Consider the following 16351-nt stretch of genomic DNA (forward strand, 5'->3'; position numbering starts at 1 on the left):
CGCAGTTAGGCGCACCGTGACCGACGTTGTGCCTAACGCTCCAGGCGATCGAGGAGTTCGTCCTCGATCTCGGCATCATTGCGGGGCTTGGCAGCCCGCTTCCGCTCCCGCTCGTCGGCACGTTCGCGCTCCGCAGGATCAGCGGCATTCACGGACCGATATTCCTCGCGCAACGCCCAGCCGAGTCCAACGAAACCAATAATTCCGAAGACAAACCACTGGAAAGCATAGGACAGGTGTGGACCCTCGTCCCTGATCGGTTTGGTCACCACCGTGGGACGCGCTTCGATCGGTGCTGGATTCTCGCTAGCCAACAAGCCGTACGCACCGGTGTACGTGGGCAGCCCAACGCGCCCCGCAACGTCCGTGAGGTTGATCGTGGCAATCTGGTTGCCACTGGCGGTGCGGTTATTCAACGTGGGCTCACCAGCCTTCAAGCGCGCAACGACGGTAACTTGCCCGGCCGGAGCGGCCGGAACCACATCCGGCGCATCCTGCCGATCGCCGGTTGGCAGCCAACCGCGGTTTACGACAAAGACGGTGCCGTCGTTCAGCCGCAGGGGAGTCAGGACCTCAAAGCCCGGGCTGATATTGAGAGGGCGATTCCGTACAAGAAGTTCGTCGTCCACCAAATACGTGCCCGTGAGTGAGATGGGCAGCCACTTCTGCGATTCACTGAACGAATCGAGGGTCGGAAGCGCCTCCGTGATTGGAACGGGCGAGGAATCGTAATTGGCGTCAATCTTGGAAACCTCAACAAGCGCTTCAGTACGGCGGGCTAACTGCCAGACACCGAGACCGGAGCACACCACGGCAAAGAGAATGGTGAGGGCCAGGTAGCCCGCCCAGCGGCGGGTGAAGGCGAATTTCCAGCCGGTCATGTTGGCACATCCAGTGTCGAGGCGTCCGTGGTGCTCATGGACGAGAGTGGTGCAACCCGCAGCGGGAAGTCACGCGCAGACAAGAATTCGCGAAGGTAGTCCACATGCTCCGTGCATGCGAGCCACGTTTTTACCCGCTCTTCCCCATGAATCCGCGGATTTCGCCAGTCAAGACGCCAGAGGGCTGCCGCTCGGCAGTCGGCTCGTGAACAGGTTGCCGACTCGAGGGTCGCACCCAGACCGATCACTGATCGGGCCGGTTCGTCGTGTGCGGAGCTGAAGAATCCGCAGGGTTACCATCACCCCGATAAATTTCAAGGCCACCCGGGCGCAAAACCGGAACCGCACGCGGGCGCGACTGCACGTTTGCCGCCACGACCGCGAAATAGGGAAGCGCAATGGCACCTATGGCGCAGACAAGGAGCCACCATCCACTCACAAAGAGCATCAAGATGATGCACACCATGCGAATTCCCATGGCAATCATGTATTTGTTCATGCGACTGCGACGTTCCTCCTCGGGCGAGGCCGGGAGTGAGGTGATCGATTGTTGCTGCTTCATGTCGGGATACGCTCCGCTTTAGCGGGTGACTATCCGCTCCGTCTAGTTTACGTCTCACTACGAGTCCTGGGGGACGCCTTAAGCTGTGAATCAGCGGCCTAATGTGTGACCGCGCTTTGACTGAAGGAATGTGCATGACAACGATACGAACCGTCCTCGTCACCGGAGGTAACCGGGGCATCGGTTTCGCCATAGCTGAAGAGTTTGTGGCTCAGGGACACCGGGTGGCCGTGACGTCACGTTCGGGCCAGGGCCCGGAGGGCAGCCTGACCGTTCACGCAGACGTGACGGATGCAGCCAGTATTGACGCTGCCTTCACTGAGGTTGAGGCGTCGTACGGTCCCGTTGACGTCGTAGTCGCCAACGCCGGCATTACCAAGGACACGTTGCTCATGCGAATGTCTGAGGACGATTTCACGTCAGTGATCGACACCAATCTCAGTGGCGCGTTTCGTGTGGTCAAGCGCGCGTCCAAGGGCATGCTCAAAAAGCGATTCGGCCGCATCGTGCTCATCTCGAGCGTTGTGGGACTCTACGGCTCCGCCGGTCAGGTGAATTATTCCGCGTCGAAGAGCGGTCTCATCGGGTTGGCTCGATCCGTTACCCGCGAGCTCGGCTCGCGGGGTATCACCGCCAACGTTGTGGCACCGGGCTTCATCGAAACCGACATGACGGCCACGCTCGAAGAGAGCACTCAAGCGGACTACAAACGCTCCATTCCTGCCGGTCGCTTTGCGACGCCCACCGAAGTGGCCCGTGTCGTCACCTGGCTGGCTGGCGACGACGCTGGTTACATTTCTGGGGCCGTCATCCCCGTTGACGGTGGCCTCGGAATGGGTCACTAAAGCACGTCGAAGACGGTCGGCGCGGTGTTAGCCACGCAGGCCGAGGAGCGGCAACACCTGGCTGAGGTCGGGTACGTCGATGGCGAGATCGGCGGCGGCGCGAACACGCGGCTTGGCGTTGAACGCCACCGCTAGGCCTGCCTCCTGCATCATGTGCAGATCATTGGCGCCGTCACCGACAGCGATGGTGCGGGCCAGAGGCAGGCCGTTGGCCAGCGCCCATTCCCGCAGGGCGCTGGCTTTGGCGGCGGCATCAATAATGGGCCCCACAACTCGTCCCGTTAGGCGCTCGTGGCGCACTTCCAGTCGGTTTGCCCGCCAGTGGTCGATGCCGATATCTGCGGCAAGAGGATCCAATAGTTCATGAAACCCGCCGGAAACCAGTCCAACTCGGCAGTTGTGTTCATGGAGCCCGGTGATGAGTTCCTGCGCGCCGAGAGTGAGCCGCACGATCTGACTCACGTCGGCGAAAACCGTCTCGGGCAGTCCTTCAAGCGTTGCGACACGGGCGCGGAGACTGTCGGCGAAATCAATCTCACCGAGCATGGCCTGCTCGGTGATCGTGGAGACGAGCGCGCGTGAGCCCGCGGCATCCGCTAACAGCTCGATGACTTCGTCCTGAATAAGTGTGGAGTCCACGTCGAGCACGACGAGAAAGCGAGGTGCGGGGCTCACGGTTGGACGCGCACGCCCTTGCCGACAACGGTGATGCCGGAATCGGTGACACTGAAGCCGCGAGCAAGGTCCCGGTCCCGGTCGACCCCGATCGACGCGCCGGGCTCAACAACCACTTCCTTGTCCAGGATCGCCCGGTGCACCACAGCGCCAGCCAGGATCTGCACGCGGTCGAACACGATCGAATCGACAACCTCGGCGCCTGAGCCAATAACAGTCCACGGCCCCAGAACACTGCGTTCAATGTGGGCGCCCGAGATGACACATCCGAGCGAAACAATGGAATCGATCATGGTTCCCAGCGACCCGCGCGCATCCCGCACGAACTTGGCGGGGGGCGAGTTCAGCTGCTGGCTGAAGATCGGCCACTCCTGGTTGTACAGGTTGAAAACGGGAAGGGCTGAGATCAAGTCTTGGTGGGCCTCGAAGAACGAGTCGATGGTCCCCACGTCGCGCCAGTAGTAGCGATCCCGGTCCGTGGAGCCTGGAACGTCATTACGCTGAAGGTCATAGACACCGGCTTCGCCACGTCCCACGAAGTCGGGGACGATGTCCCCGCCCATGTCGTGGCTGGAGTCGGTGCGCTCACCGTCGCGGAGAACGGCTTCAATCAGCGCATCGGTGTTGAACACGTAATTGCCCATGGAGGCGAAGACCTCGTGGGGTGCATCAGCGAGGCCCACGGCGTCCGTGGGCTTTTCGCGGAATTCGGAGATTCGGTCCGGTGTGGCCGGGTCGACTTCGATCACTCCGAATTGATCGGCCAGGCCGATCGGCTGGCGGATAGCAGCCACCGTCGCCTGGGCACCCGAGGCGATGTGCGCCGCGATCATCTGGCTAAAGTCCATGCGGTACACGTGGTCGGCACCGACCACGACAACAATGTCGGGCTTCTCATCGTGGATCAGGTTGAGGCTCTGCAGAATGGCATCGGCAGACCCGCTGAACCACCGTTTACCGAGGCGCTGCTGCGCCGGTACGGAGGCAATGTAGGAGTTCGACAGGCCACCCGACACATGCCACGTCTGCGACACGTGACGGTCAAGACTGTGGGATTTGTACTGGGTCAGAACGACAACCTGCGTCAGTCCGGAATTGATGAGGTTGGAAAGCGCAAAATCAACCAACCGGTAGTGCCCACCAAAGGGCACGGCGGGCTTTGCGCGGTCTTCGGTGAGCGGCATCAGCCGCTTTCCCTCACCACCAGCGAGAACTATTCCAAAGATTTTCTTGGCCTTCATGTGTTCAGAGTAGGGCCAATACGTGAGTTCGCGCGCCAGTTGCGCGCGTGACCCGCCGGTTGCGCTAGCTTTGCTGGATGCGAGTGGACATACTTACCAAGGAATACCCGCCGGAGATCTATGGCGGAGCCGGCGTGCACGTGACAGAGCTCGTCAAAGCCCTCCGAGAAGACATCGATGTCACGGTGCGATGCTTTGGGGCACCGCGTACAACCGCAGACACGTACGCCTACGGTGTGCCAGCCACGCTCACGAGTGCCAACCCGACGCTGGCAACGCTCGGGGTTGACCTTCAGATGGCCCAGGACGTGGAGGGGGCGAATCTCGTGCATTCGCACACCTGGTATGCAAACGGTGCTGGGCACCTTGCCAAGCTGCTGCACGGCGTCCCGCACGTTGTCACCGCTCACAGCCTCGAGCCGCTCCGGCCGTGGAAAGCTGAGCAGCTCGGCGGCGGCTACCGCGTGTCGAGCTGGATCGAGCGGACAGCTTTTGAGGCAGCGGATGCCGTGATTGCCGTCAGCGATGGCATGCGTCGAGATATTCTGCGCAGCTATCCCGCGCTCGATGAGTCCCGGGTGCATGTCGTTTACAACGGCATTGACCTTGACACGTGGAAGCCCACCAACGACCTGGACTTCGTGCGATCACTGGGAATCGATCCCGATCGCCCGTCGGTGGTGTTCGTGGGGCGCATCACCCGGCAGAAGGGACTGCCATATCTTCTCCGCGCGGCCGCAACATTGCCAGCAGATGTTCAGCTGGTGCTGTGCGCCGGTGCACCGGACACCCCGGGTATCCTCGCCGAGGTGACCGCCGGTGTGGAGGCACTGCAGAAACAGCGTTCGGGCGTGGTCTGGATTAACAGGCTTTTGTCGCAGCCGGAACTCTCCGCTGTACTCACCCAGGGCACCGTCTTCGTCTGTCCGTCGATTTACGAACCGCTCGGTATTGTGAACCTCGAGGCCATGGCGTGTGGCCTGGCTGTCGTGGGGACTGCCACCGGCGGTATCCCCGAGGTCGTCGCGGACGGCGAGACCGGGCGCCTTGTCCCCATTGAGCAGATGACGGATGGAACGGGAACGCCACTTGATCCGGATACGTTCGTGGCAGATTTGTCTCGCGTGCTGACCGAGGTCGTGACCGACCCCGTACGCGCGGCGGAGATGGGACGGTTGGGGCGCATCCGTGCGGAACGGGAATTTGGTTGGGCTCAAATTGCGGCGCGAACACGAGATATCTACGCCTCACTGCTCTAAAGCGAGGTTCGCCCGGCCGTGCGGTACATGGCGACCGGGCCGCGCCCGATAACATGGCCTAATGGTCAACGTTCTTCAATTCACCGACGTATCCGTCGTTCGGGCTGGCACAACCATCCTCGACTCAGTGAATTGGAGCGTCGATGATGATCAGCGCTGGGTGGTTCTTGGCCCGAACGGTGCGGGCAAGACGACGCTCCTGCAGATTGCGGCAGCACTCATTCACCCCTCGCGCGGGTCAGTCGAGATTCTTGAGGAGCCTCTGGGAGGAACGGACCTCTTCGAGCTGCGCCCACGCATTGGATTCGCCTCGACCGCGATGGCTCGTCGTGTTCCGGCGGACGAGAAGGTCCTTGATGTGGTGATGACGGCCGCGTATTCCGTTACCGGCCGGTGGAACGAAGAGTATGAAGACATCGATGAGCGACGTGCCCAGCGAGTTCTCACTGAGTGGAGACTGGACCACCTAGCCCAGCGCAAATTTGGAACGCTGAGTGATGGAGAGCAGAAGCGGGTTCAGATTGCTCGGGCGGTCATGACCGATCCCGAGATCCTGCTGCTGGATGAGCCTGCCGCAAGCCTGGACCTGGGGGCGCGTGAGGCGTTGCTGCACCTGCTGAGCGGATATGCCCAGGAGGCTCACTCCCCGGCGATCATCATGGTGACGCACCATGTGGAGGAAATTCCTGTGGGCTTCACCCACGTTCTGCTGGTGAAGGGCGGACGCGTCGTCGCGGCCGGCCCCCTCGCCGAGGCACTCACGGCCGAGGCGTTGAGTGAGACTTTTGATCTCACCATCGAACTCACGGAAACCGACGACCGTTACGCTGCTCGGGCGCTTTAATCGTCGCGTCGCCTGCCGTCTATCGGCATGGCTTTCTGCTAACGTAGACGGTGGCCATTTGGTCGCCAAGTTTTGCACCACTAACGGCACTGTGACCAGTTAAAAGTCTGTTCACCTGAAGTGCGATAAGGATCTCCTCATGAAGTCTGACATTCACCCCGAGTACGCGGCCGTCGTTTTCCGTGACCTTGCCTCCGGCGCGACCTTCCTCACCCGCTCCACCGTGTCGAGCAAGAAGACCATCGAGTGGGAAGACGGCACGACCTACCCGGTGATCGACGTGGAAATCTCCTCCGAGTCGCACCCGTTCTACACGGGTAAGCAGCGCATCATGGACTCCGCCGGACGCGTCGAGAAGTTCAACTCGCGTTACAAGGGTTTCGGCAAGTAGTAGCCGCAGACAGACGAAAAGGCGACCAGCTGAAGCTGGTCGCCTTTTTTTGTGTACGCTAGCGCTCCGGCCAGTTCACGTCTGCCACAAACTCTGGATCACGACCACGACGCATGTACTCCTGGAAGCTTTCCGCCTGCTGGCGGTACCAGGTGACCTGTACCGTATGCAGTTCCTCCAGGGTGTTCGGAAGGGCGCGGGCGTGAGCTCGGTGGATGGCCTGCGCCACGCGGCCCGCAGCAATCGCGTCAGCTCCGGCATCGTGGGCATCATCGAGGGTGACGCCGTAGAACGCCGACGTGACCTCGAGGGTGCGCTTTCCTTTTCGGTACTTGTCGACTCCCTTATCGATCACCAGAGGATCAATGACCGGGCGCGGTGACACCAACGGTGCGATCCCGTGCCGCGTGGCCTCACGATTGAGGAGAGTGAGGTCATACGGCGCGTTATACGCAACGACAGGAAGGCCGTTCTTCAAATGCGTACGCAGGGCGGCAACAATCTCTGCCACACCCTCGGCCGCATTTTGCCCGTTCAGCACGGCTTGCTCGGTCGTGATGCCATGCACATTTGTGGCACCAGCGGGGATATCGATCCCTGGATTCAGCAGCCAGTCACTGCGCTGCTCAACATCACCGTTGGCATCGAGAACCGCCACGGTTGCCGAAACGATGCGGCAGGTTTCCACATCGATGCCGGTGGTTTCCAAATCAAAGACGGCGAGTCGATCGCTCCAGTTGCTCATACTCCCACCCTACGGCCGCGCACCGACACTCCGGGGCAGGGCAGCCCACGAGGGCGGCGACCAGCAGGGCGTTCGCTACCCGCAGTGCAACCAGTAGAAGCTTTGGGCGCCGAGCGTGAGGGTGAGCGAGCCGTCCGCGTCGAAGCTGGGGAAGACTGCACCGCCGAAGAGATCGTACAGGCGGGTGCCCGCAAGACTCGGGTCACTGATCTGAAAAGCCACCGGGTTGTGGGAGAAGCTGAACACGCAGAGGATCGTCTCGGGCTGGTCGCCGAACATTGTTCCGGTTCCGGCGTAGAAGCGAGTAAAAGCCAGGACGGACTCGTGGTTCGTGGTCAGCACCGTGATCGAGCCCAGCCCGAAAGTGGGATGCGCCTTGCGCACGTGAATGACATTTCGAATCCAGTGCAGCAGTGATCCGGACTGGGCCAGCTGCGTTTCCACGTTGGTCTGCGTGTAGTTGTAGACGAGCGACTGCACGACCGGCAGGTACAGTTTGCCGGGGTCCGCGTCGGAAAAGCCGGCGTTGCGGTCGGGGGTCCACTGCATCGGTGTGCGGGAACTATCCCGGTCAGGAAGCCAGATGTTGTCACCCATGCCAATTTCATCACCGTAATAGAGAAACGGACTTCCCGGCAGAGCGAAGAGCAGAGCATGCGCTAATTCCAATTCGGATCGCGAATTGTCGAGCAACGGGGCCAGCCGGCGGCGAATACCGATATTGGCACGCATCCGGGGATCGTAGGCGTACCAGCCATACATGGCTTGCCGATACTCCTCGCTCACCATCTCCAGTGTGAGTTCATCGTGGTTGCGCAGGAAGACAGCCCATCCCGCGCCGTCGGGAATATCGGTGGTCTCAGACAGCACCCGCACGAGCTCGTTGGCCTGTTGAGAACGGAGGGAGTAGAAGATGCGGGGCATGAGCGGAAAATCGAAGGCCATGTGACATTCGGGTTCCTCTTCCGAACCGAAGAACGCGGCCACCTCGCGTGGCCACTGGTTCGCCTCGGCAATCATCACGCGGCCGGGGTAGTCCCGATCAACGATGGCCCGCAGACGCCGGATGAACTCATGCGTGGGCGGTTCGCCCTCACCGTTGCCCTCGTCGGACTCATACAGGTAGGGAATGGCATCAAGCCGGAATCCGTCAACGCCGAGATCGAGCCAGAAGCGAACCACCTCGAGGATGGCGTCATGCACCGCTGGATTCTCAAAATTCAGATCCGGCTGGTGGGAGAAAAAACGGTGAAAGAAGAATTGCCGACGCACGGGGTCAAACGCCCAGTTTGAGTCCTCGGTGTCCGTGAAGATAATTCGAACATTGGGATACTTCTCATCCGTGTCGCTCCACACGTAGAAGTCCCCGTACGGACCTTTCGGGTCTTCTCTCGACTGCTGGAACCAGTCGTGCTGGTCCGAGGTGTGGTTCAGCGGCAGGTCAATAACGATGCGCATATTGCGCTCATGTGCCCTCGTCACCAGATCCTTGAATTCCTCCAGCGTTCCAAACTCCGGAAGAATCGACCGATAGTCCGAGACGTCGTAGCCTCCGTCTTTGAGCGGCGACGTGAAAAATGGTGGAATCCACACGGCGTCGATTCCCAGCCACTGCAGGTAGTCGAGTTTGGAGACCAGTCCGGCAAGATCACCGGACCCGTCGGCATTGCTGTCGACGAATGAGCGCACCATCACCTCGTAAAACACCGAGCGCCGATACCAGAGCGGGTTTAACGTCAAGCCAGGAAGCTGAATAGGTGCGGTGAAGCTCACGGCGATCCTCCCGGCCCCACGGGGCACTGGTCAGCAAGCGATTGGGTTCGAACCTGATCGATCTGAAAACAATGATAGGCCGAGTCTAGATCGATGCCATCGATGTCTGTCGAGGCGACGGTGAGTCTGGCGGATAAACTGTGGACGGTGATCGTTCCTTCCCCCTACGCCGACCTGCTCAATCGCATCCCGGTGACGGCCCGTACCCTGACCGTCTGTGGTGGGCGGACCGCATTCTGGGATTATGGTGATCCCGAGTCGACGACGACAATCGTGATGGTGCACGGCTTTCGCGGTGACCACCATGGTCTCGAACCGGTGGTGGCCCATCTCTCCGGCGTGCGGATCGTGTCTCCCGATCTGCCGGGGTTTGGTGGCTCAGACCCTCTTGTCGGTCGCAGTCATAACCTTGACGGCTATGCCGTGTGGTTGGGGGAATTCCTGTTGGCTCTGGCGCCAACTGGTCGCGTCGTGATCCTCGGCCACTCCTTTGGCTCGATCGTCGTTGCGGCGGCGCTGGCCGACGGCCTGGCTGCCGATGAGGTTGTTCTGGTGAACCCCATTGCAGCACCGGCACTGGCCGGGCCGCGGGGCGCGCTCACTCGGTTGGCCGTTTTCTACTACTGGGCTGCCGCAACACTACCCGAGCGGCTTGGTTTCGCCCTGCTGCGGAACCGAGCCATTGTGCGCATCATGAGTGTCACGATGACCAAGACCCGACAGCCCGAGCTTCGCCGGTGGATCCACAACCAGCATGACCGATTCTTTTCGGCCTTCTCCGATCGCCGTGTCGTTCTGGAGGCCTTCCGAGCATCGGTGTCACACGATGTCAGCGAATTCGCTGCCCGTATTCCGCAACACACCCTGCTCCTGGCTGCGGAAAAAGATGACATTACTCCGCTCGCCGCGCAGTATCGGCTACAGACGCTTTTCCCGGATGCGTCCCTCACGGTCATCGCCGATGTGGGCCACCTGATTCACTACGAAATGCCCGCGCCCGCGGCGGCCGAGCTGCGTGCCTTTCTGGGTCTGGTGGCGACTCCGTGAAGATCGTCTTCGACTGCCGGTACACCAGAACGGATACGCACGACGGCATCAGTCGCTACACGGCGGGACTCGTCACCGAGTTGGCAGCGCTGCATCCGCTCACCATGCTGATCAGCGACCACCGCCAGCTGGCCATGCTCCCGACGCTGCCCTGGCAACTGGTCAGTGCTCCCACCAGCATTCGGGAGCCGCTCGTGGCCCGTCAGGTGAACCGGCTCAACCCGGATGTCGTGTTCAGTCCCATGCAGACCATGGGCTCGTGGGGGCGCAACTACCGGTTGCTGCTTACCGTGCACGATCTCATCTATTACCGCAATCGCACGCCTCCGCGGGAGTTCGCGTGGCCGATTCGCCTTCTGTGGCGCCTCTACCACCTGTCCTGGTGGCCACAACGGATGCTTCTCAATCGCGCCGACGCGGTGGTGACGGTCTCCGAGACAACGGGGTCCCTCATTGCGCAGCACCAACTCACACACAAACCGGTGCGCGTGGTCCCCAACGCGGCAACGCCCGCCGTCGGCACCGACGCACGTACACGCTCGGCACCCGAAACCGGCCGTCTCGTATACATGGGGTCCTTCATGCCGTACAAGAACGTGGATACCCTCGTTCGGGCTGCGGCCGAACTGCCCCACCACGAACTGCACCTCATGAGCCGGGTACCGGAGGCCGAGAGAATCAGGCTCACGCTTCTGGCCCCGCAGGCGCGACTGGTCTTTCACAATGGTGTAACCGATGACGAATACACCACCGTACTGCGCTCGGCGACAGCGCTGGTGACCGCATCTCTCGATGAGGGGTTTGGTATTCCACTCGTCGAAGCCATGAGTCTCGGCATCCCCATCGTGGTGAGTGACATTCCCATCTTTCGGGAAATTGGTGCTGACGCGGCGCTGTTCTTCGATCCGACGGACCCCGCAGACCTCATTGCTGCTGTGACACGTTTGGCCGTACCGGGGGAGTGGATGATGCGATCCGCGCGATCGTTGACAGCCGCGGCGCGCTACACGTGGCAGGCCTCTGCGACGAAACTTCTGGCCGCAATCACCGAACAGGTGCAGCCGAGCCTGCGCGACTAGGCACGCGTCGTGGCTCAGCGCAATACGTCGAAGGACTCCGTGACCGCACGCTGGGTAGCGTCACAGTGCGTGAGTGTGATGTGATCCTCCTGCCACACGAAGTCGTGCACCGAACCGTTGGCGATAATCTCGTCGTGCCGGGGGCGCTCACCATCGGTGAAATGTCGAAGGAGTGTCCCAATGATGCCGCCGTGGCTCACAACCAGCACGGATTTGCCCTCATGAAACTGGGCCAGCCGGGCGAGTGCCGGAAGCACGCGGTCCAGCACATGCTGGCGGGTCTCCAGGCCCGGCACCGGAACTCCGTTGGGAAAGCTCTTCTGGCGTTCCGTGAACGTGAGGCCCTCCATCTGTCCGTGGTGACGTTCGGTCATCGCCTCGTCCAACTCGGGGCGGGTCAAACCCAGTTCGCCGGCGATGATGCGAGCCGTCTCCTCGGCCCGAGAGAGGGGGCTGCTGATGATGACGTCCCAGTGTCGTTGGCGTAACCGTGCGCCGGTCTCGGCGGCTTGGGCGCGCCCCGTAAAGTTCAGGGGAATGTCGGTGGTGCCCTGAATGCGTTGAGCCAGGTTCCATTCGGTCTGGCCATGGCGCACGATCGAGATCCGAGTGATTCGGGCGCCGCCGTCCTCCGCAGCATCAGGTTTTATCGGCACAGGTTTTATCAGCACAGGTTTTATCAGCACAGGCGGTCCGCCAATCCGGCCAGAGACTCCGACGTGCCAGCCTCCAGTTTGAGAATGGCCCGACCGTCCCCCTTTGTCGCGCCGCGGTTGATCACGATGATGGGGAGCTTGCGGCGGCGAGCCTGCTCCAGCAACCGGATGCCGGAATTGACGGCGAGCGAGGAACCCGCCACCACGAATGCCTCGGCAGCCTGCACGAGCGACTGAGCCGCCGTAAACCTTTCGGTGGGAACGAGTTCCCCAAAGAACACGACGTTGGGCTTGAGCATTCCGTCACACACCGTGCAGGCGGGGATGGTGAACCCGTCGATGTCTTCCACGTCGGCGTCACCATCCGGCGCGATCCGCACGGCTTCCGGCGTGTTCAACGACGGATTCGCGGCTTCGAGGCGCGCCGCGATGCTGTCTCGACCGAAAGCCTGACCGCACACGAGGCAGATGACCCGGTCCATCGATCCGTGAAGCTCAACGACATGCCGGGACCCGGCTCTGGTGTGCAGGCCGTCCACATTCTGCGTGACAACACCCGAAATAGCGCCGCTGGTTTCAAGCCGCACGAGGGAGGCATGTCCTACATTGGGCGTCGCCGCACGAAAATGCCGCCAGCCCAGATGGCTGCCGGCCCAGTAACGTTTGCGCGCGCGCTCGTTGCTCACAAAGGTCTGGAAAGTCATCGGAGTGCGCACCGGTGCGCCCTCGCCGCGATAGTCCGGGATGCCGGAATCGGTGCTCAGCCCCGCGCCGGTCAGCACCACGGTCAGCCGACCGCGAAGTACCTCGGCAACAGCATCAAGTTGGGACTGTGCACTCGATTCCGTCGCGTCGCTCGTTTCGACATCGGGGGCTAGCAGTGCTTCGGTCAGAGCGCCGGCATTCGGGAACAGATCGGCTGTCATGAACGCTCCCGTCGTTTTTCGTGTGTGCCACCCGGCAGGGTGAAACCGCGGGCTGATGTTTCCCCACAGATTGATTCTAAACTCGTCTGTTTTTGAAATGACTGCAGACCTGTCAGGCTAAACGTAACTTCCCCTCGAAAGGCGCTCTTCTCGTGCAGATCATCCCCATTACCGACCGTGATCTGCCCGACCTGAGCGACTACTCACGGCTCACGGATGTTGCGTTGCGCCGTGTCTCCGAGCCCGCCGGTGGACTGTATATTGCCGAATCACCCAAGGTCATTGCCCGTGCAATCGCAGCTGGCCACCAGCCGCGCTCCCTCCTGGTGCAGGAGCAGTGGCTCCCGGACGCTGAGCGGCTGCTCGCTGACTGGCCTGATGTGCCCGTGTACGTGGGGGAATCGCGAGTGCTGGAGACGCTCACCGGGTACAACCTGCACCGCGGAGCCCTTGCCGCCATGCATCGTCCGGCGCTGCCCTCCGTTGCCGAACTCATTGCCGACGCACGCCGGATTGTGATTCTTGAGGACATTGTTGATCACACGAATGTAGGTGCCATTTTCCGGTCGGTGGCCGGCCTCGGTGCCGACGCCGTTCTGATAACGCCGCGCTGCGCAGACCCACTGTATCGACGCAGCGTTCGCGTCAGCATGGGCACGGTGTTGCAGGTGCCATGGACTCGCCTGCCCGAATGGGATGAGGCCACGCCACTGCTTCACGCCGCCGGGTTTCACCTCGCAGCTCTCGCCCTGAGCGACGAGGCCGTCTCGCTCGACCGGTTTGCCGCGAGCGCGCCGGAACGGGTGGCACTCGTGCTCGGCGCGGAGGGCGACGGGTTGAGCGCGCATGCACTCCGCGCCGCAGACACCGTGGTCACCATTCCCATGTTGCACGGCGTGGATTCCCTCAACGTGGCTTCGGCGAGTGCCGTCGCGCTCTATGCACTGCGCGTCTAGAAGCGCGGAGACTGGTTTACTGAGCACATTGACATCACACCAAGTTCGGAGACCCATGATCTTCACGGCCACGATCGTTGCTCAGATTCAGTCCACCAAGCCTGATGCCCTGCAGGCCATCGCTGCGGCGCTCCACACCGAGGTGCACAACCCGTCAGGCGCGAACGCGTACATCGCCCTCGCAGACGGTGGCCGCATTGAGGTGGAAATTCCAAAGTTCGGCGAGAGCCTGCCCCTGACCATTGACGTTGTGAATACCCGGGGAGCGTCGGAGGCACGGGCAGCCGCTGCGACACTCCTGGACGTTCTGCACCGAGCCACCGGCTGGGAGATCGCACACCTGCACGGTTGAAGCGGATGCGCGCCGGCGACGCGTTGTCCCGCACTTTTTTCCAACCGAGTGTTGCGGGGTGGGCCGCTACGATTGACGGATGTCCCAGAGCCGCCGTGTGACCCTCCGCCGGAGGCGCCTAGCCGTCTTTGGCTCCCTCCTCGTTGTCCTGCTGGGCATTGGCTACCTCGGTGCCACCGGTCTCGCGCCGGTACCGGCGTCCTCTGCCGAGGTCAGGCAACCCGACAACCTGACGCAGCCGACGGCACAGCCCACCTGGCCAAGCTTTGGGCAGGGCGCGATCGGCGCCGTTGGCTTCACCGGCGTCCTCGCCTCCCACGGAAACCAGGCACCCGTACCGATTGCCAGCATCACCAAGATGATCACCGCGCTCGTGGTGCTCGAAGCCCGGCCGCTTGCGGCCGGCGAGGCAGGTCCCGCGATCACGTTCACGGACGCCGATATCGACCTGTACTACAAGTCCCTCGCGGAGAACGGTTCCGTTGCCCCTGTTGTCTCCGGCATGGTGCTCAGCCAGCGGGAAGCCTTCGAGGTGATGCTGCTGCCGTCGGCCAACAACTACGCCGCGTCTCTCGCGGTCTGGGCTTACGGCAGCGAGAGTGAGTACCTCCGCGCCGCCAACGCGTGGCTTCAATCGACCGGGCTCACCGAAACTATTGTAGCCGACACGAGTGGCATCTCGTCGAACAGTGTCAGCAGCCCCGCCAACCTGGTCGACATCGCCAAGCTTGTGGTGGCCAATCCGGTTCTGGCCGAGATCGTTGCCATGCCCCAAGCTGTTCTCCCGACCATCGGTGTGGTCACGAATACTAACCGGCTCCTCGGTCGGGCCGGAGTTGACGGCATCAAGACGGGAACCACCGATGTTGCCGGCGCGTGCCTGCTGTTCTCGACCGAGCTCACGGTGGGCACAGAGACCGTCACCGTGGTTGGTGTGGTGCTGGGCGGGAACACCCACAGCGAGCTCAATGACGCCGTTTCGGCGCTGATCGGAAGTGTCACGGGGGGCTTCCAGAACGTCAACCTGGTAGCCAAGGGCGATTCCTTTGGCTCCTACACCACAGCCTGGGGGCAGAGCGCAGAGGCAGTGGCGGCCGAGGATGCCTCCGTTCTGGTCTGGTCGGACGCGGCCATCACCGGTGTGACCACGGCACGAACGGTGTCCCTCGGTCAGGCGGGCGATTCTGTCGGTGTCGTGTCCTTTGCCGCGGGTGACCAGCAGGTGAGCGTGCCGCTCGTGCTCGATGCACCGCTCACGGACCCGGGTGCCGGTTGGCGATTCAGCCACCCGGGGGAGCTCACAGCCGGCTGATCTCGACGTGTGACCACCAACTAGTCGCTCGGCAGGAATGGGCCCGCCGCCGGGCGCTTGGGTAACACGTTGTCCCCCGAGGATTGATGCCGAACGCGCCGCAGTACCCACGGAACGAGGTAGTCCTTCGCCCAGGCAAAATCCTCGGTGCGAGCTGCTCGCCAGGTGGTGTCTGGCATCGGCTCGGGGCTCTGCGGCTCCAGGGAGTTCTGCACATTCAGTGCGTCCAGAACCATTCTGGCCACCGTGTGGTGCCCCAGCGCATTCAGGTGCAGGCGGTCGGGCGCCCACAAGCGAGGGTCCTGAATCTCCCGAAGTGACCACAGGTCGGCCACGATGCAGTCATACCGTGCGGCGACCGCACGCAAGTTCTCGTTGTAAATCGCGACCTTGCCGCGAATACCGCGAAACACGGGGGAGAAGCCCACATCGGCACCGGTGAACAGCACAATCGTGGCGCCATCCCGGTACAGCCGTTGCACGGCCTCCTCACACCGGGCGGAAATCTCATCCGGGTCCGCTCCGGGACGAAGCACGTCATTGCCGCCCGCTGAGAACGTCATCAGGTCGGGCCGCAGGTCGAGAGCTGGTTGAATTTGCTCGTGGCTGATTTGTCGGATGAGTTTGCCCCGTACGGCGAGGTTCGCGTAAGCGAAGTCGTCTGACCCGCCACTCAGTACCTCGGCCACGCGATCGGCCCACCCACGGCTGCCACCGGGAGATTCCGGTTCGGGGTCGCCGATTCCCTCGGTAAAGGAATCGCCGATGGCGACATAGCGGGACCACGGATGCTGCTGATTCGTCATG

The 16351-nt window shown here is 62.1% G+C and carries 19 protein-coding genes; 9 read left to right on the top strand and 10 right to left on the bottom strand.

Going from position 1 to position 16351, the window contains the following annotated elements:
- Window positions 1-32: 32 nt before the first annotated feature.
- The 3 genes from H4V99_RS08375 to H4V99_RS08385 are packed head-to-tail and all read right to left on the bottom strand — an operon-like array spanning window position 33 to window position 1443.
- The gene (locus H4V99_RS08375) at window positions 33-881 is read right to left on the bottom strand and encodes an SURF1 family protein (protein WP_280677245.1); all 849 of its coding nucleotides are present in this window, start codon (window positions 879-881) and stop codon (window positions 33-35) included.
- Window positions 878-1129, bottom strand: a complete 252-nt coding sequence (locus H4V99_RS08380; RefSeq protein ID WP_280677247.1) for a hypothetical protein — start codon at window positions 1127-1129, stop codon at window positions 878-880. Before H4V99_RS08380 ends, H4V99_RS08375 begins: the two co-directional genes overlap by 4 nt.
- Window positions 1126-1443: a DUF3099 domain-containing protein gene (locus H4V99_RS08385; RefSeq protein WP_280677249.1), complete on the bottom strand. Its 318-nt coding sequence runs from the start codon at window positions 1441-1443 to the stop codon at window positions 1126-1128. The genes H4V99_RS08380 and H4V99_RS08385 overlap by 4 nt, the downstream gene beginning before the upstream one ends.
- Window positions 1444-1577: 134 nt before the next feature.
- On the opposite strand from H4V99_RS08385, the gene fabG reads away from it, so the two are divergent.
- On the top strand, window positions 1578-2288 hold the full coding sequence (fabG, locus tag H4V99_RS08390; protein ID WP_280677250.1) for a 3-oxoacyl-ACP reductase FabG: 711 nt from the start codon (window positions 1578-1580) through the stop codon (window positions 2286-2288).
- 27 nt (window positions 2289-2315) lie between these two features.
- Here fabG and serB read toward each other — a convergent pair whose 3' ends face one another.
- Both serB and H4V99_RS08400 read right to left on the bottom strand, forming a co-directional pair.
- A complete protein-coding gene (serB, locus tag H4V99_RS08395) occupies window positions 2316-2963 on the bottom strand; it encodes a phosphoserine phosphatase SerB (RefSeq protein WP_280677251.1) in 648 nt (215 codons plus the stop codon).
- The gene (locus H4V99_RS08400) at window positions 2960-4204 is read right to left on the bottom strand and encodes a glucose-1-phosphate adenylyltransferase (protein WP_280677252.1); all 1245 of its coding nucleotides are present in this window, start codon (window positions 4202-4204) and stop codon (window positions 2960-2962) included. The genes serB and H4V99_RS08400 overlap by 4 nt, the downstream gene beginning before the upstream one ends.
- Before the next feature lie 77 nt (window positions 4205-4281).
- On the opposite strand from H4V99_RS08400, the gene glgA reads away from it, so the two are divergent.
- The 3 genes from glgA to H4V99_RS08415 all read left to right on the top strand — a co-directional run bounded on the left by glgA (window position 4282) and on the right by H4V99_RS08415 (window position 6698).
- Window positions 4282-5463, top strand: a complete 1182-nt coding sequence (glgA, locus tag H4V99_RS08405) for a glycogen synthase (protein ID WP_280677253.1) — start codon at window positions 4282-4284, stop codon at window positions 5461-5463.
- A gap of 61 nt (window positions 5464-5524) precedes the next feature.
- A complete protein-coding gene (locus H4V99_RS08410) occupies window positions 5525-6307 on the top strand; it encodes an ABC transporter ATP-binding protein (RefSeq protein WP_280677254.1) in 783 nt (260 codons plus the stop codon).
- Between the two features lie 139 nt (window positions 6308-6446).
- Window positions 6447-6698, top strand: coding sequence for a type B 50S ribosomal protein L31 (locus H4V99_RS08415; protein ID WP_092107894.1), 252 nt, complete (start codon window positions 6447-6449; stop codon window positions 6696-6698).
- Window positions 6699-6756: 58 nt separating this feature from the next.
- Here H4V99_RS08415 and H4V99_RS08420 read toward each other — a convergent pair whose 3' ends face one another.
- Window positions 6757-7443: an exonuclease domain-containing protein gene (locus tag H4V99_RS08420; RefSeq protein ID WP_280677257.1), complete on the bottom strand. Its 687-nt coding sequence runs from the start codon at window positions 7441-7443 to the stop codon at window positions 6757-6759.
- 75 nt (window positions 7444-7518) lie between these two features.
- Window positions 7519-9216, bottom strand: a complete 1698-nt coding sequence (gene treS / locus H4V99_RS08425; RefSeq protein ID WP_280677259.1) for a maltose alpha-D-glucosyltransferase — start codon at window positions 9214-9216, stop codon at window positions 7519-7521.
- A gap of 147 nt (window positions 9217-9363) precedes the next feature.
- Here treS and H4V99_RS08430 point away from each other — a divergent pair, with 147 nt between their 5' ends.
- Together H4V99_RS08430 and H4V99_RS08435 are read left to right on the top strand one after the other, a co-directional pair.
- Window positions 9364-10263 (top strand): alpha/beta hydrolase, encoded by a 900-nt coding sequence (locus H4V99_RS08430; protein ID WP_280677261.1) that lies wholly within the window; start codon window positions 9364-9366, stop codon window positions 10261-10263.
- The gene (locus H4V99_RS08435) at window positions 10260-11342 is read left to right on the top strand and encodes a glycosyltransferase family 1 protein (RefSeq protein ID WP_280677263.1); all 1083 of its coding nucleotides are present in this window, start codon (window positions 10260-10262) and stop codon (window positions 11340-11342) included. The genes H4V99_RS08430 and H4V99_RS08435 overlap by 4 nt, the downstream gene beginning before the upstream one ends.
- 14 nt (window positions 11343-11356) lie before the next feature.
- Here the strand turns inward: H4V99_RS08435 and H4V99_RS08440 are convergent, their stop codons facing one another.
- Window positions 11357-11998, bottom strand: coding sequence for a histidine phosphatase family protein (locus tag H4V99_RS08440; RefSeq protein WP_280677265.1), 642 nt, complete (start codon window positions 11996-11998; stop codon window positions 11357-11359).
- A 23-nt stretch (window positions 11999-12021) separates the two neighbouring features.
- Window positions 12022-12924 (bottom strand): Sir2 family NAD-dependent protein deacetylase, encoded by a 903-nt coding sequence (locus tag H4V99_RS08445; protein ID WP_280677267.1) that lies wholly within the window; start codon window positions 12922-12924, stop codon window positions 12022-12024.
- A 152-nt stretch (window positions 12925-13076) separates the two neighbouring features.
- Here H4V99_RS08445 and H4V99_RS08450 point away from each other — a divergent pair, with 152 nt between their 5' ends.
- From H4V99_RS08450 to H4V99_RS08460, 3 genes are all read left to right on the top strand, one after another.
- Window positions 13077-13880 (top strand): RNA methyltransferase, encoded by an 804-nt coding sequence (locus H4V99_RS08450; RefSeq protein ID WP_280677269.1) that lies wholly within the window; start codon window positions 13077-13079, stop codon window positions 13878-13880.
- 55 nt (window positions 13881-13935) lie between these two features.
- Window positions 13936-14232, top strand: coding sequence for a hypothetical protein (locus H4V99_RS08455; RefSeq protein WP_280677272.1), 297 nt, complete (start codon window positions 13936-13938; stop codon window positions 14230-14232).
- Between the two features lie 79 nt (window positions 14233-14311).
- Window positions 14312-15544, top strand: a complete 1233-nt coding sequence (locus H4V99_RS08460) for a D-alanyl-D-alanine carboxypeptidase (RefSeq protein ID WP_280677273.1) — start codon at window positions 14312-14314, stop codon at window positions 15542-15544.
- A gap of 20 nt (window positions 15545-15564) precedes the next feature.
- On the opposite strand, the gene H4V99_RS08465 is transcribed toward H4V99_RS08460, so the two are convergent.
- Window positions 15565-16350: an SGNH/GDSL hydrolase family protein gene (locus tag H4V99_RS08465; RefSeq protein WP_280677275.1), complete on the bottom strand. Its 786-nt coding sequence runs from the start codon at window positions 16348-16350 to the stop codon at window positions 15565-15567.
- Window position 16351 lies beyond the last annotated feature (1 nt).

The sequence above is a fragment of the Cryobacterium sp. CG_9.6 genome, assembly GCF_029893365.1.
Classification (GTDB): domain Bacteria; phylum Actinomycetota; class Actinomycetes; order Actinomycetales; family Microbacteriaceae; genus Cryobacterium.

What these genes read in the sequence shown, in the direction of transcription:
- H4V99_RS08375 (WP_280677245.1), bottom strand. Translation starts at nt 881, where the DNA reads ATGACCGGCTGGAAATTCGCCTTCACCCGCCGCTGGGCGGGCTACCTG.
- H4V99_RS08385 (WP_280677249.1), bottom strand. Translation starts at nt 1,443, where the DNA reads ATGAAGCAGCAACAATCGATCACCTCACTCCCGGCCTCGCCCGAGGAG.
- fabG (WP_280677250.1), top strand. Translation starts at nt 1,578, where the DNA reads ATGACAACGATACGAACCGTCCTCGTCACCGGAGGTAACCGGGGCATC.
- H4V99_RS08400 (WP_280677252.1), bottom strand. Translation starts at nt 4,204, where the DNA reads ATGAAGGCCAAGAAAATCTTTGGAATAGTTCTCGCTGGTGGTGAGGGA.
- glgA (WP_280677253.1), top strand. Translation starts at nt 4,282, where the DNA reads ATGCGAGTGGACATACTTACCAAGGAATACCCGCCGGAGATCTATGGC.
- H4V99_RS08410 (WP_280677254.1), top strand. Translation starts at nt 5,525, where the DNA reads ATGGTCAACGTTCTTCAATTCACCGACGTATCCGTCGTTCGGGCTGGC.
- H4V99_RS08415 (WP_092107894.1), top strand. Translation starts at nt 6,447, where the DNA reads ATGAAGTCTGACATTCACCCCGAGTACGCGGCCGTCGTTTTCCGTGAC.
- H4V99_RS08420 (WP_280677257.1), bottom strand. Translation starts at nt 7,443, where the DNA reads ATGAGCAACTGGAGCGATCGACTCGCCGTCTTTGATTTGGAAACCACC.
- H4V99_RS08445 (WP_280677267.1), bottom strand. Translation starts at nt 12,924, where the DNA reads ATGACAGCCGATCTGTTCCCGAATGCCGGCGCTCTGACCGAAGCACTG.
- H4V99_RS08455 (WP_280677272.1), top strand. Translation starts at nt 13,936, where the DNA reads ATGATCTTCACGGCCACGATCGTTGCTCAGATTCAGTCCACCAAGCCT.
- H4V99_RS08460 (WP_280677273.1), top strand. Translation starts at nt 14,312, where the DNA reads ATGTCCCAGAGCCGCCGTGTGACCCTCCGCCGGAGGCGCCTAGCCGTC.
- H4V99_RS08465 (WP_280677275.1), bottom strand. Translation starts at nt 16,350, where the DNA reads ATGACGAATCAGCAGCATCCGTGGTCCCGCTATGTCGCCATCGGCGAT.